A 15,172-nucleotide genomic window follows, 5' to 3' on the forward strand; every position below is an offset into this window, starting at 1 on the left:
TCGAAGGGTCGGAGCAACATGCGTGTGATGATGGTCGTCTGCCTGCTGTCGCTGCTGTGTGCGATCGGCCGAGGCGAGATGGCGATGGCGCAACAGGCGCCCGCCGCGCCGACCGGCATCGAAGGCTTTCGTTCGGCCAAGTTCGGCCAGCCCGAGGCCCAGGTTCGCGCCGCGATCCGCGAGGACTTCAAGCTCAACGATGCCGCGATCAAGGCCTCCACCCATCCGCTGGAGCAGACGCGTAGCCTGTCGATCACAGTCAAGGACCTGATTGCCAACAGCGGCAACGCGCAGATCGCGTATGTGTTCGGCTTCCGCTCCAAGACTCTCATCCAGGTCAATATCCTTTGGAACGCCCCCGATCCGGCCAGCACCGAAATCATCATTGGGGCGGGCAACGCGCTGCGCGACTACTTCGTAAGCCAGTCCACCCGCTTCGTGAAGGACAAGGTCAAGACCAACGTCCAGCTTCCCGACGGCCGCATCCTGCTGTTCCAGGGCGCCGATGAGAAGGGCCGCGCCATCGAGCTGGTGATGGTGGTCGCCGCCCGGCCGCAGGTGCAGGGCCAGCCCGCCGACCCGCGCCCGGGCTCCGCCCAGCTGCGCCTGCTCTACGTCCTGGCACCCGGCAACTCGGACATCCGGCGGATCCAACCCGGCCAGTTCTGAGGCGTCAGTCCTTCGACGGGTCGTAGGACTGCACGAACGGGTTGAACGAGATCTGCTGGACCGGCTTGTCGTCGGCTTGGCCGCCCGAGGCGAACGAGCTTGCCAGCACGTTGGTGAGCTTCATCTTCTGGTAGATCCGCTCGCCGTCCTGCGATGTCGTTGTCCAGGCGATCTCGACGCCTTGGGTCGCGGTCGTTGGTATCACGACCTCGCGCATCTGCACCGCGCTCTTGGTGCGCTGGCCGACTTCTCCGGGCGTCGAGACGTTGCGCGAGGAACCCCGCTGCGCCGAGTGCAGGTTGATCCAACCGGCATGGCCCTCGGCCGTGGGCGTGCTGCCAGCAAGACGGCGCGGCGTTCACACGCCGCGCCGACCGCGATACCGGTGCTCGGCCGCGGCGATCAGGTCGCCTTGGACAGGGCGAGATCGTAGGTGATCACGCTGCCACCGGTCGCGTCCGTGCCGGTGAAGGCCTGCTCGAGGTACTTGGTCTCGATCTTGGTGAAGTTCAGCGACAGCGACTCGTGCGGGCGATCGCCGCCCGAAGAGAAGGACATGCCGCTGACCAGCGTGTTCGTCAGCTTGATGTACATGAAAGTGTTGTCGGCGCCGCCGCTGGTCGACGTGAAGTCGATCGTGACGTCCTTGCCGTCGGTGTTCTTGACCAGTTCCTGCCAGAGCGGGCCCGAGGCCGAGTCCAGCATCTTGGTCACCACGATCTCGCTCACGTTGCAGGTCGAGGCTTCGCGATTCTCGGCGCTGCCCACCGGGGTGGAGATGCCGCGACCGATGCCCCACTGGCAGGATTGCAGCGTGATCCAGTTGGTGTGCGATTCCGCCGTCGAGTCGCCCGCGACGCCGCCGCCATCGTATTCCATATAAATAGCCATTGTGTCCTCCGTTAGGGCCGCTGGGGCCCAGGTGTTGGTGTGCGATCCGTAGCGTGGCTCAGGTGGCCACCGCCGTGGCGAGATCGTAGGTGACGGTGAACGGCGTGGCGGCTTCGGTGCTCTCGACCGCCTGGTTGTGGAACGTCGACTCGATCTTGGTGAAGTTGATCGACACCGACTCCGTCGGACGGTCGCCGCCGGAGCTCACCGAGAAGCCGCTCACCAGCGAGTTCGTCAGCTTCAGCTCCATGATGGTGTTGACGCCCTCGTTGCTGGTCGTCGTCAGGTGGATGGTGACGTCCTCGCCGTCGGTGCCGACGTAGGACCGCTTCAGCAGCTCGGGGGAGGCGTTGTCCTGCGCCTTGGTGATCACCACCTCGCTGATCGAGACCATCGAGGCTTCGCGGTTCTTGCTCGAACCGGTCGCCGTGCCGATCGCGCGGCCGCCGCCCCACTGGATCGAGCCGCAGGTGATCCACTCCTCGTGGGACTGCGCCGTCGAACTGCCGCCAATGCTCGCATACTTCATGTAGATCGCCATTTTGCTCCTCCTTCTGGACCGGGTGCCCGATCCGCCTGATCTGTCGTTCGGGCGATCTGACCATCTCGCCCCTGAGCAGCTACCCCGGCCAGTTCTGGGGCGTCAGCCCTTCGATAGGTTGTAGGACTGCACGAACGGCTTGCTGGTCTTCGTGCCCTGCTGCGCCATGTCGTAGAAGGTGCCCTCGATCTCGGTGAAGTTGAACGAGATCTGCTCGACCGGCTTGTCGTCGGCATGGCCGGACGATGCGAACGAGCTTACCAGCACGTTGGTGAGCTTCATCTTCTGGTAGATCAGCTCGCCGCCCTGCGATGTCGTGGTCCAGACGATCTCGACCGTCTTGGGATCGCCCACCAGGTGTTCGCGCCACAGCTTGCCGCTCGCATGGTCGCGGTCCTTGGTGACCACGACCTCGCGCATCTGCACCGCGCTCTTGGCGCGATGGCCGACTTCTCCGGACGTCGTGACGCCGCGCGAGGAACCCCACTGCACCGAGTGCAGGTTGATCCAACCGGCATGGCCCTCGGCCGTGACGTCGCCGTCGACGCCGTCGTAATTCATGTAGATCGGCATATCATGGCTCCCTGCCCAGGAAGGGGCGTGCTGCCAGCAAAACGGCGCGGCGTTCACACGCCGCGCCGATCGCGATATCGGTACTCGGCCGCGGCGATCAGGTCGCCTTGGACAGGGCGAGATCGTAGGTGATCACGCTGCCGCCGGTCGCGCCCGTGCCGGTGAAGGCCTGCTCGAGGTACTTGGTCTCGATCTTGGTGAAGTTCAGCGACAGCGACTCGCTCGGGCGATCGCCGCCCGAAGAGAAGGACATGCCGCTGACCAGCGTGTTCGTCAGCTTGATGTACATGAAGGTGTTGTCGGCGCCGCCGCTGGTCGACGTGAAGTCGATCGTGACGTCCTTGCCGTCGGTGTTCTTGACCAGTTCCTGCCAGAGCGGGCCCGAGGCCGAGTCCAGCATCTTGGTCACCACGATCTCGCTCACGTTGCAGGTCGAGGCTTCGCGATTCTCGGCGCTGCCCACCGGGGTGGAGATGCCGCGACCGATGCCCCACTGGCAGGATTGCAGCGTGATCCAGTTGGTGTGCGATTCCGCCGTCGAGTCGCCCGCGACGCCGCCGCCATCGTATTCCATATAAATAGCCATTGTGTCCTCCGTTAGGGCCGCTGGGGCCCAGGTGTTGGTGTGCGATCCGTAGCGTGGCTCAGGTGGCCACCGCCGTGGCGAGATCGTAGGTGACGGTGAACGGCGTGGCGGCTTCGGTGCTCTCGACCGCCTGGTTGTGGAACGTCGACTCGATCTTGGTGAAGTTCATCGACACCGACTCCGACGGACGGTCGCCGCCGGAGCTCACCGAGAAGCCGCTCACCAGCGTGTTGGTCAGCTTCAGCTCCATGATGGTGTTGACGCCCTCGTTGCTGGTCGTCGTCAGGTGGATGGTGACGTCCTCGCCGTCGGTGCCGACATAGGACCGCTTCAGCAGCTCGGGGGAGGCGTTGTCCTGCGCCTTGGTGATCACCACCTCGCTGATCGAGACCATCGAGGCTTCGCGGTTCTTGCTCGAACCGGTCGCCGTGCCGATCGCGCGGCCACCACCCCAGCTGATCGACTCGCAGGTGATCCACTCCTCGTGGGACTGCGCCGTCGAACTGCCGCCAATGCTCGCATACTTCATGTAGATCGCCATTTTGCTCCTCCTTCTGGACCGGGTGCCCGATCCGCCTGATCTGTCGTTCGGGCGATCTGACCATCTCGCCCCTGAGCAGCCACTCGCCGCCGCCCCCGACGCTCACCCACTCATACTGAGTGATTACTCAATCTTGTACTCGAACTTCCCGTCCTTGTCCACCCCCACATGCACTTTGTTGATAACTTGGCCGTCGGCGAGGGCCGAAAGGAAGTGGCCGGACAACTCCGGAAGCATGGTGCGCTGGATGATCTGCTCGATATTGCGTGCGCCGGACTCGACCTCGGTGCAACGCGCGGCGATGGCGTCGACCATCGCCTCGTCGTAAACCATTGTCGCTTTGTAGTTTTCCGCCACCCGCTTGACCACCCGACCGAGCTGCAGCCGGACGATCTTCTTGATCGTCGAGTCGTCGAGCGGGTAGTAGGGCACGACCGTGATGCGGCCGATGAAGGCCGGCTTGAAGGTCTTCAGCAGCTCCGGATGCAGCGAGCTGGCCAGCGCCTCGGGGTTCGGCCTGGTATCCGGATCGGCGCAGAGCTTGGAGATCAGCTCGGTGCCGGCGTTCGACGTCAGGATGATGACAGTATTCTTGAAGTCAATGTCGCGGCCTTCGCCGTCGCGCAGCATGCCCTTGTCGAACACCTGGTAGAACACGTCCTGGACGCCCGGGTGGGCCTTCTCGACCTCGTCGAGCAGCACCACCGAATAGGGGTGGCGCCGCACGGCCTCGGTGAGCACGCCACCTTCGCCGTAGCCGACATAGCCCGGCGGCGAGCCAACGAGCATCGAGACTTTGTGCTCCTCCTTGAACTCCGACATGTTGATGATCGTCAGCGCCTGGTCGCCGCCGTACATTTCCTCGGCCAGCGTCAGCGCGGTTTCGGTCTTGCCGGTGCCCGACGTGCCGGCGAGCATGAACACGCCCAGCGGCTTGCGCGGATCCTGCATGCGTGCGCGCGCCGTGCGCATGCCCTTGGCGATGATCTCCAGCGCGTGATCCTGGCCGATGACCCGCTCGGCCATCTTGTCCTTCAGGTTCAGCACGGTGCGGATCTGGTCGCCCAGCATGCGGCCGACCGGAATGCCGGTCCAGTCGCCGACGATGGCCGCCGCCGCCTGGGCGTCGACCAGCGGCAGCACCAGCGGCGTCTCGCCCTGCAGCCTCTTGAGCGCTTCCCACTTCTCGTCGAGCGACGCCTTCTTGGCCGGACGTTCGGCCTCGTTGGTTTCGCCCTCGAGCTCGGCGCGCAGCTTGGTGACCTCGTCGACGAGGACCTTCTCCTGCTTCCAGCGCTCTTCCATCGCCACCAGCTCTTCCTTGAGCTTGGCCAGCAACTCCTCGCCCTCGGTGATCTCCTCCTGGTGGTCGGTGCCCGCCTGCTGCTCGCGCTTCTGGATGTTGATCAGGTTGTCGAGCAGGCCGATGCGGCGGCGCAGATCCTCGACCGCCGGCGGCGTCGAGGCGAGACCCATGGCGACGCGCGCGCAGGCAGTGTCGAGCACGCTGATCGCCTTGTCGGGCAATTGCCGGCCGGCGATGTAGCGGTTGCTCAGCCGCACCGCCTCCTGCACGGCCTCGTCGAGCACGCGCACCTGATGGTGCTTCTCCATGACGTTGGCGATGCCGCGCAGCATGTCGATGCCCGACTTCTCGTCCGGCTCCTCGACCTTGACCACCTGGAAGCGCCGGGTCAGCGCCGGGTCGCGCTCGAAGTACTTCTTGTACTCGGCCCAGGTCGTGGCCGCGATCGTGCGCAGCTCGCCGCGCGCCAGCGCCGGCTTCAGCAGGTTCGCGGCGTCGCCCTGGCCGGCCTGGCCACCGGCGCCGATCATCATGTGGGCTTCGTCGATGAACATGATGATGGGCTGCGGCGAGGCCTTGACGTCCTGCAGCACGCTGTTCAGCCGGTTCTCGAACTCGCCCTTCATGCCGGCGCCGGCCTGCAGCAGGCCGAGATCGAGCACGCGGATGGCGCAGTTCTTCAGCTTCTCCGGCACGTCGCCCTCGGCGATCTTCAGCGCCAGGCCGTCGACCACCGAGGTCTTGCCGACGCCGGCCTCGCCGGTGAGGATCGGGTTGTTCTGGCGGCGGCGCAGCAGGATGTCGATGCACTGCCGGATCTCGTTGTCGCGGCCCAGCACCGGATCGAGCTTGCCGGCCTTGGCGCGCGCCGTCAGATCGGTGGTGTAGAGGTCGAGCGCGCCGGTCTTGGCACCGGTCGGTCGCGGCCCGCCCGGCGTGCCGGCGCCGGACTGCACGTCCTGCGCCACCTCGGCCGCCTTGGCCTCCGACGAGCCTTCCGTCGCGGCGTCGAAGTCGCGGGCCAGCGCCTCGACGGGAATCTTCGAGAACTGGCTCGACGCGTTGCGCGCGGCGATCGCCATGGTCTCGTCGGTCAGCATCGCCACGAGAATGTGGCCCGAACGCACCTGGGGAGAGGACTTGTTGACCGAGGCGAAGAGGTAGGCCTCGCTGGCGAGCTTGACGATCTGCGGTGCGAGCGCCGGCGGTCGTCCGTTGCCTGTCTTGAATCGGTCGATGGCGCGATTGAGATCAGCGCTCAATCGACCGACATCGGCCTCGTACTTGCCCATGATCTTGGCGATGTCGTTGTCAGGAACGTCGAGAATCTTCAGCAACCAGTGCTCGATCTCGACATTGTAATTGGTCCTCGACATCGTCAGACCGGCGGCCGCTTCGAGGGCTTTGCGGCAGGGATCATTGAGCTTGGAGACAAGCGATTTGAGATCAACGGCCATAGGTCAATTCCCCCCGGCGCGAGGCGCACTGGCGACTAGGTAACGCATCGGCGTTGCGATGCTGTAACAGTCCGCTGACCAATCCCTCTCCGGCGCGGTGCGGACTATATAAAGAATGAACAGAAACGTTCACGGAGTCGAGGGGGTGTTCAATCGGAAATCGATTTCGGTGGCATTGATCCTGGCCGGCGCGCTCGGCGCCACCGCCGTCGCGCTCGGCGCCTGGGCGGCACATGGACTGGAGACCAGCCATGGCCGACGCGCGGCCGAGCTGGTCGATACCGCCGTGCGCTATCAGCTGGTGCATGCCGTCGCTGTGTGCGCCGCGGTAGCGCTGGCCCGTCTGGTCGACCGCAATGCGGCGGCGGCACGCTCGATGGTCGTGGCGGCCTGGCTATTTGTCGTCGGAACTGCGCTTTTCTGCGGCTCCCTGCATCTGCTGGCGTTCGGCGCGCCGCGCGGGCTGGGCGTGGTGGCGCCGTTTGGCGGCCTTGCCCTGGTCGGCGGCTGGCTGGTCGTGGCGCTGGGCGGCTGGCAGGCCGGGCGATCCGCCGATTGATCCGGCCGGATCGGGCCTGCGATGCTTCGGACGACCGAGAGCGGGGGATTTGTCATGACCGATACGCCGTTGTGCCCGACCGTGTGCGAGACTCTCGTGGGTCTGCGCGCTGGCAGCCTGAGCGCGCAGGGGGTGCTCGATGCCTGCTTCGCGCGCTTCCATGCGCGCGAAGCCGCGGTGGGCGCCTGGGAGACGATCGACGAGGCGGCGGCACGGCGCATCGCCGGCATGAATCTGGTCGGGCCGCTGGCCGGCCTGCCGGTGGGCGTGAAGGACATCATCGACACCGTCGACCTGCCGACCGGCTATGGCTCGAAGGCCTTTGTCGGCCATCGTCCGGACGCCGACGCCGCCTGCGTGGCCGCCTTGCGCTATGCCGGCGCCGTGGTCCTGGGCAAGACCGTCAGCACCGAGTTCGCCTCGATGCATCCCGGCAGGACGCGCAACCCGCATGACCTGCAACACACGCCGGGCGGCTCCTCCAGCGGCTCCGCCGCCGCGGTGGCCGATGGCATGGTGCCGGTGGCCTTGGGGACGCAGACCGCCGGCTCGGTGATTCGCCCGGGCTCGTTCTGTGGCGTGGTTGCCTACAAGGGCTCCTATGGCTGGACGGACACCGCCGGCATCCATCCGCTCGCGCCGTCTTTCGACACGCTCGGCTTCTATGCACGCACCGTAGCCGATATCGCGCCGGTGCGCGCGGCGCTGGCCCGCGACGCAAGGAATCGCGTGACGGCGCGCAAGCCGGTGATTGGCCTGTGCCGCACGCCGCAATGGGACCAGGCGGGCCCAGGCACGAAGCGCGTCGTCGAAGGTGCGTTCGAGAAGCTGCGCGTCGCCGGCGCCACGGTCTTCGAGGTCGTCTGCCCGCCCTCCTGGGACCGTCTCGTCGAGACCCACCGCCGCTTCATGCTGCGCGAGATGCCCGCGGTCTTCGAGAAGATCATCGCCGCGCATGGCGGGAAGATCAGCCAGGGCTTCAAGGACCAGGTCGCCGAGGGCGCGTCGATCTCCGCCAGGGAGGCGGCCGTGCTGGCGCAGGAGATCGCCGACCGTCGCGCCGACTTCGCGCGCATGATCGGGCGTGGCGAGATCTGGCTGACGCCGGCGGCGCCCGACGAGGCGCCCCGGGGCATCGAGCGCACCGGCGATCCGCTGTTCAACCGCCTGTGGACCCTGCTCGGCGGGCCGCTGATGTCGATCCCCGCCGGCAAGGGCGCCAGGGGCCTGCCGATCGGCGTGCAGCTCGTCGGCGCGCCGGGGACGGACGACGATCTGCTCGACGCCGCCGCCTGGGTCGAGGCGGCTTTGGAGCACGCCTGACGCCGGCGGATTTGCGCCAGGTCAAGGCCCGGTCGGCGATTCCCGCCCATCATGGCGGCGCTCCTGGAAGTGCCGCGAGGTCGCCGTGAAGGCCATCGACATCATGACGGCGGACGTCGTCACCGTCTCGCCTGAGACCAGCGTCTATGAAGCCGCCCGCCTGCTGCTGGGCCGGCGCATCAGCGCGCTGCCGGTGCTCAATGCCGATGGCCGCCTGGTCGGCCTGATCAGCGAATCCGATCTCATGCGGCGCGGCGAGCTGCGCACGGAGAAGCGACATCCCTGGTGGCGCGGATTGCTGACCAGCGATCTGCGCCAGGCGTCGGAGTTTCTGCGCTGCCAGGGGCGGCGCGTCGCCGACGTCATGAGCCGCGACGTAATTTGCGCGCGCGCCTCCATGCCGCTGCGCGAGCTGGCCGAGCTGATGGAGCGCCACGTGATCAAGCGCCTGCCGGTGCTCGACGGACAGCGCCTGATCGGCATCGTCAGCCGCAGCGACCTGCTGCGCGCCCTGCTGATCCTCGCCCCGGCCGAGGAGACGGTGCCGGAGGTCGACGATCGCGACATCCGCCAGAAGCTGCTCGGGCAGCTCAAGGCGCGGCACTGGGCCGGTTCGATCGTCGCCAACGTGATCGTCGAGAGGGGCATCGTGCATCTGTGGGGCGAAGCCGCGACCACGCGCGAGATCGACGCCTGCCGTGCCTTGGCGGAGACGATCGACGGCGTGCGCGAGGTCCGCAGCCACATGGCCCAGGTCAAGACCGTCATATAGCCCGGCGTGCCGTCAATCGGACTCGCCTGTCATCCCGAGCGGAGCGAGGGATCCAGGCCGACCGCAGATCCCTCGCTCCGCTCGGGATGACAGACGCCACCAGAGTTCTGCTCGATGCTTTGGCCCGGCCTGGGTTGGTCGGTTTGCACGGCTCTTGCAAGGCATCGGGACATCCTCGTCCCGGAGCCCTCATTGACTCGCCCGCCGCTTGAACTTAACGTAATCGAAATATGGAACGCAGTTCCATTTTTCGGGAATCTCCGATGAGTGCGCTGACGAATGTCGTGGCCATCCTGCGCTGGGCGCGCGGGCGGGAACCCGACTTCGGCGTCGGCGAGGTGGCGTTGGGGCTCGATATGCCCAAGAGCACGGCATCGCGCCTGCTCAAGGACATGGCGGTGCAGGGCCTGCTCGAGCGCGATGCCGTCACGCAGCGCTACCGCGTCGGGATGCTGCTGCTCGAGGTCGGCCGCCAGTATCGCGCGGGGCAGCCGCTGGTCGAGGCCGCCGATGCGGCGCTGATCGATCTCACGCGCCAGACCGGCTACGCCACCGGCATCAGCCTGCTCGACGGCAGCGAGATCGTGGTCCTGCGCTCGCGGCCGGGCACGCATCCGCTGCAGGTGGTGACGCCGCCCGGCACGCGCGGCCCGGCCTGGGCCAACTCCACCGGCCGCAACCTGCTCGCAAGGCTGCCCGATGCCGAGATCGCGCGCCGCTTCAGCCCATATCCCATGCTCGATCGCCCGAATGCGCCGGCGAACCTGACCCAGCTGATGGAACGCGTTGGCCGCGCCCGCGCGCGCGGCTTCGACGAGTCCGACGACGAGGCGCTGCCCGGCGTCGCCGCGGTATCGGTGGCCGTGGCCGATCCGCAGTCCGGCGATGCCATGTCGCTCTACATCGCGTTCTCCGGCCTGCACGTGAACCGCCAGCGCCGCCGCGAGCTCGCGACCATGCTGCTCGACGTCAAGGCCGCGCTGGTCGCGCGCTTCGGCGACGAGGCCGCCGTCGAGCCGAGGCGTGCCCATGGCTAGCGTCGCGCTCGACGACATCGCGCCGGCCGCGGCGGCGCGGCGACACGGCGTCTCGCCCATCGCCTGGCTCGCGGCGCCGGCCTTGCTGCTGTTCGTCGTCTTCTTCGTGCTGCCCTTCGGCGTGATGGCGCTGCTGTCGTTCCTCAGCGGCAATCCCGCCACCAACCCGAACGTCATCTGGACCACGCGCCACTACGAGCGCTTCCTCGACGACGATCTCTATCACGACGCGCTGTGGTCGACCCTGCGCATCGGCCTGGTCACGACGCTCGTCGCGCTGCTCATCGGCTACCCGTTGGCCCACTGGATGGCGCGCATGAAATCGCGCATCGGCCACGCGGCGCTGCTGATGGCGGTGATCGCGCCGATGCTGACCGGCATCGTCGTGCGCACCTTCGCCTGGATGACGCTGCTGCAGGACAAGGGCGTGATCAACACCACGCTGATCGGCATGGGCCTGATCGAGACGCCATTGCCGCTGATGTACAACGAGTTCGGCACCATCGTCGCCCTGGTGCACATCTACGTGCCGTTCATGGTGCTGACCCTGACCGGCGTGATCGGCCGCATCGATGAGCGCCTGGAGCAGGCGGCGCGCAATCTGGGCGCCACCCGCCTGCGCGCCTTCGTCGAGGTCACCCTGCCGCTCAGCCTGCCCGGCATCCTCGCCGGTTCGCTGCTGGTCTTCGCGCTGTCGATCAGCGCCTATGTCACGCCCTTCCTGATGGGCGGCACCAATGTGCTGACCCTGCCCATGATGATCTATCAGCAGGTCAGCTCGTCCTTCAACGTCGGCTTCGCCGGCGCGCTGGGCGTCGTGCTGCTGGCCGTCTCGCTCGCCGTCATCATCGCCTACAACCGCGTTCTGGCGCGTCTCTCCGGCGACGAGGGGCTGGCATGACCGCGCGCCGCTTCGATGCCGGCCGGGCGGCGTACTACACGCTCAACGGCGCCATCCTGATCTTCCTGCTGGCGCCGCTGGCGATCGTCGCGGTCTTCGCGCTCAACCCGACGCCCTACATCTCCTTTCCGCCGGTCGGCGTCACCACGCGCTGGTTCGAGAAGTTCTTCGCCACCGAGGACTTCATGCGCTCGCTGTGGCTCAGCCTGCGCGTGGCGGCGATGGTGCTGGTGCTGTCGACGACGCTCGGCGCGATGTGCGCGCTGGCCCTGGCGCGCGGCCGGCTGCCGGGCGCGCGCGTGCTGACGGCGTTCTTCATGTCCCCGCTCATGCTGCCGGCGATCCTCACAGGCCTGGCGCTGTTCCAGGTGCTGCTGCTCTCGGGCGTCGGCCGCCCGGTGTGGGGCCTGGTGCTCGGTCATACGCTGGTCGCGGTGCCCTACGTGCTGCGCACGACGCTGGCGGTGCTGGCCAATTTCGACACCCGTGTCGAGGAGGCCGCCGCCAGCCTCGGCGCTTCGCCGGTGCGGGTCTTCTTCGAGGTGACCCTGCCGCTGATCCGGCCGGGGGTGATTGCCGGCGGCATCTTCGCCTTCATCGTCTCCTTCGACCAGTTCCCGATCTCGCTGTTCCTGGTGCTGCCCAAGGGCGAGACGCTGCCGGTCGTGCTGTTCAACTACATGAAGTTCGACCTCGATGGCGCGATCGCCGCGGCCTCGATGGTGTCCATCCTGATGGCGTTGAGTGTCGTGCTCTTGCTCGAGCGTGTGATCGGCCTGAAGGCCTATGTGAAGCTCTGATCTCGAACGGAGGAGGTTGTCATGTCCCGTCTATCCCGTCGCACCGCATTGAAGACCGTCGCCGCCTCGGCCGTCGCCAGCCTGGCGGCGCCCGCCATCCTGCATGCCCAGGTCAAGACCCTGAAGATCACCACCTGGGGCGGCAAGTGGGGCGAGATCATGAAGGGCACGGTGCTGCCGGCCTTCGAGAAGGAGTTCAAGTGCACGGTGTCGGCCGACCAGGCCTTCCCGTTCCTGCCCAAGCTGCAGGCCAGCGCCAAGAACGATCCGATCTACGATGTGCTGCACACCAACTCGAACGAGCAGTGGAAGGCGGTCGAGGAGGGCATCGTGCTGCCCAAGATCACACCCAAGGAGGTACCCAACGTCGCCGACGTCTATCCCTACGCGGTCAGCGAGAAGATCGTCGGCGTGTCGATCTTCACCAGCGCCATCGGCCTGGCCTATCGCACCGACAAGGGGCTGACGCCGCCGAAATCCTGGAAGGACCTCGCCGACCGCAAGCTCGACGGCGCGCGTGGCGGCTACATCATTCCGGTCAACAGCCTGGGCCAGGCCCATCTGATGATGCTGGGCAAGGTCTACGGCAAGGGCATGCAGGACCTCGACGCCGCCTACAAGGCGCTCGAGCAGCTCAAGCCGATCAAGATGGTCGACTTCACCGGGCAGATGGAAAAGATGCTGCTGAGCGGCGAGGTCAGCATGGGCGTGATCCACGACAGCGGCGTCTACCGCTACGACGGCCAGAACCAGCCGGTCGATTTCGCCATTCCCTCCGAGGGCGTGCTGGCGCTGGAGCAGGTGCTCAACGTCACGCCGGGCAGCAAGGTCAAGGAGCTGGCCTTCGCCTATATCGACTTCATGCTGCGTCCCGACGTCCAGAAGCAGCTTGCCGAGGGCGTCTGGTACTCGCCGTCGAACAGGAAGGTGAAGCTCGATCCCAGGTACGACGCCAAGCTGTTCAACACCGAGGCCAAGGTCGCGCAGCTGATCCAGCCCGACTGGAAGTGGTACAACGCGCGCAAGGACGATATCGACGCCCGCGTCGCGCGCCTGCTCAGGGGCTGATGATGACTCTCGATCCTACCTTCCCCCGGAGGGGGAAGGTGGCGCGCGTAGCGCGACGGATGGGGGATGTTTCGGCACACTTGGAGTCCGTCTTCGACATCCCCCATCCGCGCTTCGGGCACCTTCCCCTTCCGGGGGAAGGTAAGGCCATGGCGCGCCATGCGTGAATCCGCATCGATCCGCATCGACGGCGTGACCAAGACCTTCGACGGTCAGGTGCGCGCCGTCGACGACGTCACGCTCGACATCGAGGCCGGCGAGTTCTTCTCGCTGCTGGGGCCGTCCGGCTGCGGCAAGACCACGACGTTGCGCCTGATCGCCGGCTTCGAGACGGCCGATGCCGGCCGCATCGTCGTCGGCGGCCAGGACATCACCGACCTGCCGGTGCACCGGCGCGACATGGGCATGGTGTTCCAGTCCTACGCGCTGTTCCCGCACCGTACCGTGGCCGAGAACGTTGCCTTCGGCCTGCGCATGCGCGGCCTGCCCAGGGCGGAGATCGCGGAGCGGGTCACGGCGGCGCTCAAGCAGGTGGCGCTCGACGGCTACGAGGCGCGCCGGCCCTCGCAGCTCTCGGGCGGCCAGCAGCAGCGCGTGGCGCTGGCGCGCGCCATCGTCATCCGCCCGTCGGTGCTGCTGTGCGACGAGCCGCTGGGGGCGCTCGACCGCAAGCTGCGCCAGTCCATGCAGTTCGAGCTCAAGCAGTTGCAGAAGGAGCTCGGCGTCACCCTGGTCTTCGTCACCCACGACCAGGAGGAGGCGCTGGCGATGTCCGACCGCATCGCCGTGATGAACGCCGGCAGGGTCGAGCAGGTCGGCGCACCGTCGGAGATCTACGACCGCCCGCGCACGCGCTTCGTCGCCGACTTCATCGGCGAGATCAACCTGTTCGAGGGCGCCTGGAACGGCGGCCGCTTCGTCATGGGCAAGGACCGCGCGCTGCCGGCGGTGGCCAACGGCGCCCGTGCAGGGGCGGGCATGATCGCCGTACGTCCGGAGAAGACGCGCCTGGTCGGCGAGATCGACGGCGCCCTGGGCGGCCGGATCGAGACCGCCAACTTCCTCGGCGGCCAGGTGCTCTACCGGATCGTCACCGACGAGGGCCGTGCCGTGCTGGCCAAGGAGCAGAACGTCGGCGACAGCGGCCGCAGGGTCGGCGACCGAGTCGGCGTCGCCTGGATGCCCTCGGATGCCGTGAGCCTGGAGGCGTAGAAATGCCGCGATGGGCGTGTTTCCCGACGGCCGTAGGGGTGGAAATTATCAAGCTGCGTCAGCGACTTGGCCCGCCTGGCGTGCCTTTCCCGACAATCCTAGGGGTGGAAATTCCGAACCCGACCGATCCGTGGAATCATCCCCGGGACACGGCCGGCGGAGAGAAGGCGACCCCTTGTATCCCCGCCATGTTTTCGCGTCCGCAAGCGTCGCCGGGCGGGCATCGGGCACTCTCGATCGAGCATGGCAAACCATAGAATCATGACCCAACGAACCCTCGGCATCGCCGTCATCGGCCAGGCCCCGCGCGACGACATCGCCGCGCTGTTCGCGGCGCAGGCACCTGCAGGCACGCACGTGATCCTGCGCGGCTGTCTCGACGGCATGAGCGACGCCGAGATCGCCGCGATCGCGCCCGTGGACGGCGCCGACACGCTCTATACGCGCCTGCCCGGCGATCGGGACGCGAAGATCTCCAAGAAGGCCGTGATCGCGCGGGCATCGCAAACCATAGCAATGCTTCGCGGCGACGGCGCCGACGCCCTGGTCTTCAACTGCACAGGCGCCTTTCCGCCGATGCCGGGCGACGCCGGCGTGCTGTTTCCCTCGCGTGTGCTGGCCGGCCTGTGCGCCGGCCTGCTGCCGGCGGGCCGCCTGGGCCTGCTGGTGCCGCTGGCCGAGCAGGCGGCGAAGCTCACCGAGAAATGGCGGCGGCCGGGGGTCGAGGTGGTCGCCGAGGCGCTGGCGCCCAGCGCCGGTGAGGCCGAGGTCGAGGCCGCGGCGTCGCGGCTCAAGGCCCGGTCGCCCGACCTGATCGCCATGGATTGCATGAGCTACACGCCCGCCACCAAGGACATCGTCAGCCGCGTCACCGGCGTGCCGACCCTGCTGGGCGTCACCGCCACGGCGCGCGTGCTGCGAGAGTTGCTGGAGTAG

Annotated in this window: 17 protein-coding genes; 10 read left to right on the forward strand and 7 right to left on the reverse strand. The window is 67.2% G+C overall.

From position 1 onward, the window contains the following. Positions 1 to 18: 18 nt before the first annotated feature. On the forward strand, positions 19 to 669 hold the full coding sequence (locus tag KF889_29055; protein ID MBX3503509.1) for a hypothetical protein: 651 nt from the start codon (positions 19 to 21) through the stop codon (positions 667 to 669). A 4-nt stretch (positions 670 to 673) separates the two neighbouring features. Here KF889_29055 and KF889_29060 read toward each other — a convergent pair whose 3' ends face one another. The 7 genes from KF889_29060 to tssH all read right to left on the reverse strand — a co-directional run bounded on the left by KF889_29060 (position 674) and on the right by tssH (position 6,564). Beyond that, positions 674 to 886, reverse strand: a complete 213-nt coding sequence (locus tag KF889_29060; GenBank protein MBX3503510.1) for a hypothetical protein — start codon at positions 884 to 886, stop codon at positions 674 to 676. Positions 887 to 1,071: 185 nt separating this feature from the next. Continuing rightward, a complete protein-coding gene (locus KF889_29065; GenBank protein ID MBX3503511.1) occupies positions 1,072 to 1,560 on the reverse strand; it encodes a type VI secretion system tube protein Hcp in 489 nt (162 codons plus the stop codon). 58 nt (positions 1,561 to 1,618) lie between these two features. After that, positions 1,619 to 2,101, reverse strand: coding sequence for a type VI secretion system tube protein Hcp (locus KF889_29070; GenBank protein MBX3503512.1), 483 nt, complete (start codon positions 2,099 to 2,101; stop codon positions 1,619 to 1,621). Between the two features lie 102 nt (positions 2,102 to 2,203). Next, complete coding sequence (locus tag KF889_29075; GenBank protein MBX3503513.1) at positions 2,204 to 2,674, reverse strand: type VI secretion system tube protein Hcp; 471 nt, start codon at positions 2,672 to 2,674, stop codon at positions 2,204 to 2,206. 97 nt (positions 2,675 to 2,771) lie between these two features. Further along, positions 2,772 to 3,260: a type VI secretion system tube protein Hcp gene (locus KF889_29080; GenBank protein MBX3503514.1), complete on the reverse strand. Its 489-nt coding sequence runs from the start codon at positions 3,258 to 3,260 to the stop codon at positions 2,772 to 2,774. Positions 3,261 to 3,318: 58 nt separating this feature from the next. After that, entirely contained in the window at positions 3,319 to 3,801 is a 483-nt protein-coding gene (locus KF889_29085; GenBank protein ID MBX3503515.1) for a type VI secretion system tube protein Hcp, read from the reverse strand. Between the two features lie 123 nt (positions 3,802 to 3,924). After that, complete coding sequence (gene tssH / locus KF889_29090) at positions 3,925 to 6,564, reverse strand: type VI secretion system ATPase TssH (protein MBX3503516.1); 2,640 nt, start codon at positions 6,562 to 6,564, stop codon at positions 3,925 to 3,927. Positions 6,565 to 6,679: 115 nt separating this feature from the next. Between tssH and KF889_29095 the strand changes: the two genes are divergently transcribed. The 9 genes from KF889_29095 to KF889_29135 all read left to right on the forward strand — a co-directional run bounded on the left by KF889_29095 (position 6,680) and on the right by KF889_29135 (position 15,172). Further along, complete coding sequence (locus tag KF889_29095) at positions 6,680 to 7,123, forward strand: DUF423 domain-containing protein (protein ID MBX3503517.1); 444 nt, start codon at positions 6,680 to 6,682, stop codon at positions 7,121 to 7,123. Positions 7,124 to 7,177: 54 nt separating this feature from the next. Continuing rightward, positions 7,178 to 8,446: an amidase gene (locus tag KF889_29100; protein MBX3503518.1), complete on the forward strand. Its 1,269-nt coding sequence runs from the start codon at positions 7,178 to 7,180 to the stop codon at positions 8,444 to 8,446. 85 nt (positions 8,447 to 8,531) lie between these two features. Beyond that, positions 8,532 to 9,218 carry a CBS domain-containing protein gene (locus tag KF889_29105; protein MBX3503519.1) on the forward strand — a complete coding sequence of 229 codons (687 nt, stop codon included), beginning with the start codon at positions 8,532 to 8,534 and terminating at the stop codon, positions 9,216 to 9,218. Between the two features lie 263 nt (positions 9,219 to 9,481). Further along, on the forward strand, positions 9,482 to 10,255 hold the full coding sequence (locus KF889_29110) for a helix-turn-helix domain-containing protein (GenBank protein ID MBX3503520.1): 774 nt from the start codon (positions 9,482 to 9,484) through the stop codon (positions 10,253 to 10,255). Next, positions 10,248 to 11,156, forward strand: coding sequence for an ABC transporter permease (locus KF889_29115; GenBank protein ID MBX3503521.1), 909 nt, complete (start codon positions 10,248 to 10,250; stop codon positions 11,154 to 11,156). The genes KF889_29110 and KF889_29115 overlap by 8 nt, the downstream gene beginning before the upstream one ends. Further along, positions 11,153 to 11,956: an ABC transporter permease gene (locus tag KF889_29120; GenBank protein ID MBX3503522.1), complete on the forward strand. Its 804-nt coding sequence runs from the start codon at positions 11,153 to 11,155 to the stop codon at positions 11,954 to 11,956. The genes KF889_29115 and KF889_29120 overlap by 4 nt, the downstream gene beginning before the upstream one ends. Before the next feature lie 21 nt (positions 11,957 to 11,977). Next, positions 11,978 to 13,024 carry an ABC transporter substrate-binding protein gene (locus tag KF889_29125; GenBank protein ID MBX3503523.1) on the forward strand — a complete coding sequence of 349 codons (1,047 nt, stop codon included), beginning with the start codon at positions 11,978 to 11,980 and terminating at the stop codon, positions 13,022 to 13,024. 159 nt (positions 13,025 to 13,183) lie between these two features. Then, positions 13,184 to 14,236, forward strand: coding sequence for an ABC transporter ATP-binding protein (locus KF889_29130; protein ID MBX3503524.1), 1,053 nt, complete (start codon positions 13,184 to 13,186; stop codon positions 14,234 to 14,236). Positions 14,237 to 14,497: 261 nt separating this feature from the next. After that, the gene (locus KF889_29135; GenBank protein MBX3503525.1) at positions 14,498 to 15,172 is read left to right on the forward strand and encodes an AroM family protein; all 675 of its coding nucleotides are present in this window, start codon (positions 14,498 to 14,500) and stop codon (positions 15,170 to 15,172) included.

It is taken from the genome of Alphaproteobacteria bacterium, from assembly GCA_019635875.1.
GTDB lineage: Bacteria > Pseudomonadota > Alphaproteobacteria > Reyranellales > Reyranellaceae > JAFAZJ01.

What these genes read in the sequence shown, in the direction of transcription:
- KF889_29055 (MBX3503509.1), top strand. Translation starts at nt 19, where the DNA reads ATGCGTGTGATGATGGTCGTCTGCCTGCTGTCGCTGCTGTGTGCGATC.
- KF889_29060 (MBX3503510.1), bottom strand. Translation starts at nt 886, where the DNA reads ATGCGCGAGGTCGTGATACCAACGACCGCGACCCAAGGCGTCGAGATC.
- KF889_29065 (MBX3503511.1), bottom strand. Translation starts at nt 1,560, where the DNA reads ATGGCTATTTATATGGAATACGATGGCGGCGGCGTCGCGGGCGACTCG.
- KF889_29070 (MBX3503512.1), bottom strand. Translation starts at nt 2,101, where the DNA reads ATGGCGATCTACATGAAGTATGCGAGCATTGGCGGCAGTTCGACGGCG.
- KF889_29075 (MBX3503513.1), bottom strand. Translation starts at nt 2,674, where the DNA reads ATGCCGATCTACATGAATTACGACGGCGTCGACGGCGACGTCACGGCC.
- KF889_29080 (MBX3503514.1), bottom strand. Translation starts at nt 3,260, where the DNA reads ATGGCTATTTATATGGAATACGATGGCGGCGGCGTCGCGGGCGACTCG.
- KF889_29085 (MBX3503515.1), bottom strand. Translation starts at nt 3,801, where the DNA reads ATGGCGATCTACATGAAGTATGCGAGCATTGGCGGCAGTTCGACGGCG.
- tssH (MBX3503516.1), bottom strand. Translation starts at nt 6,564, where the DNA reads ATGGCCGTTGATCTCAAATCGCTTGTCTCCAAGCTCAATGATCCCTGC.
- KF889_29095 (MBX3503517.1), top strand. Translation starts at nt 6,680, where the DNA reads ATGAACAGAAACGTTCACGGAGTCGAGGGGGTGTTCAATCGGAAATCG.
- KF889_29100 (MBX3503518.1), top strand. Translation starts at nt 7,178, where the DNA reads ATGACCGATACGCCGTTGTGCCCGACCGTGTGCGAGACTCTCGTGGGT.
- KF889_29110 (MBX3503520.1), top strand. Translation starts at nt 9,482, where the DNA reads ATGAGTGCGCTGACGAATGTCGTGGCCATCCTGCGCTGGGCGCGCGGG.
- KF889_29115 (MBX3503521.1), top strand. Translation starts at nt 10,248, where the DNA reads ATGGCTAGCGTCGCGCTCGACGACATCGCGCCGGCCGCGGCGGCGCGG.
- KF889_29120 (MBX3503522.1), top strand. Translation starts at nt 11,153, where the DNA reads ATGACCGCGCGCCGCTTCGATGCCGGCCGGGCGGCGTACTACACGCTC.
- KF889_29125 (MBX3503523.1), top strand. Translation starts at nt 11,978, where the DNA reads ATGTCCCGTCTATCCCGTCGCACCGCATTGAAGACCGTCGCCGCCTCG.
- KF889_29130 (MBX3503524.1), top strand. Translation starts at nt 13,184, where the DNA reads ATGCGTGAATCCGCATCGATCCGCATCGACGGCGTGACCAAGACCTTC.
- KF889_29135 (MBX3503525.1), top strand. Translation starts at nt 14,498, where the DNA reads ATGACCCAACGAACCCTCGGCATCGCCGTCATCGGCCAGGCCCCGCGC.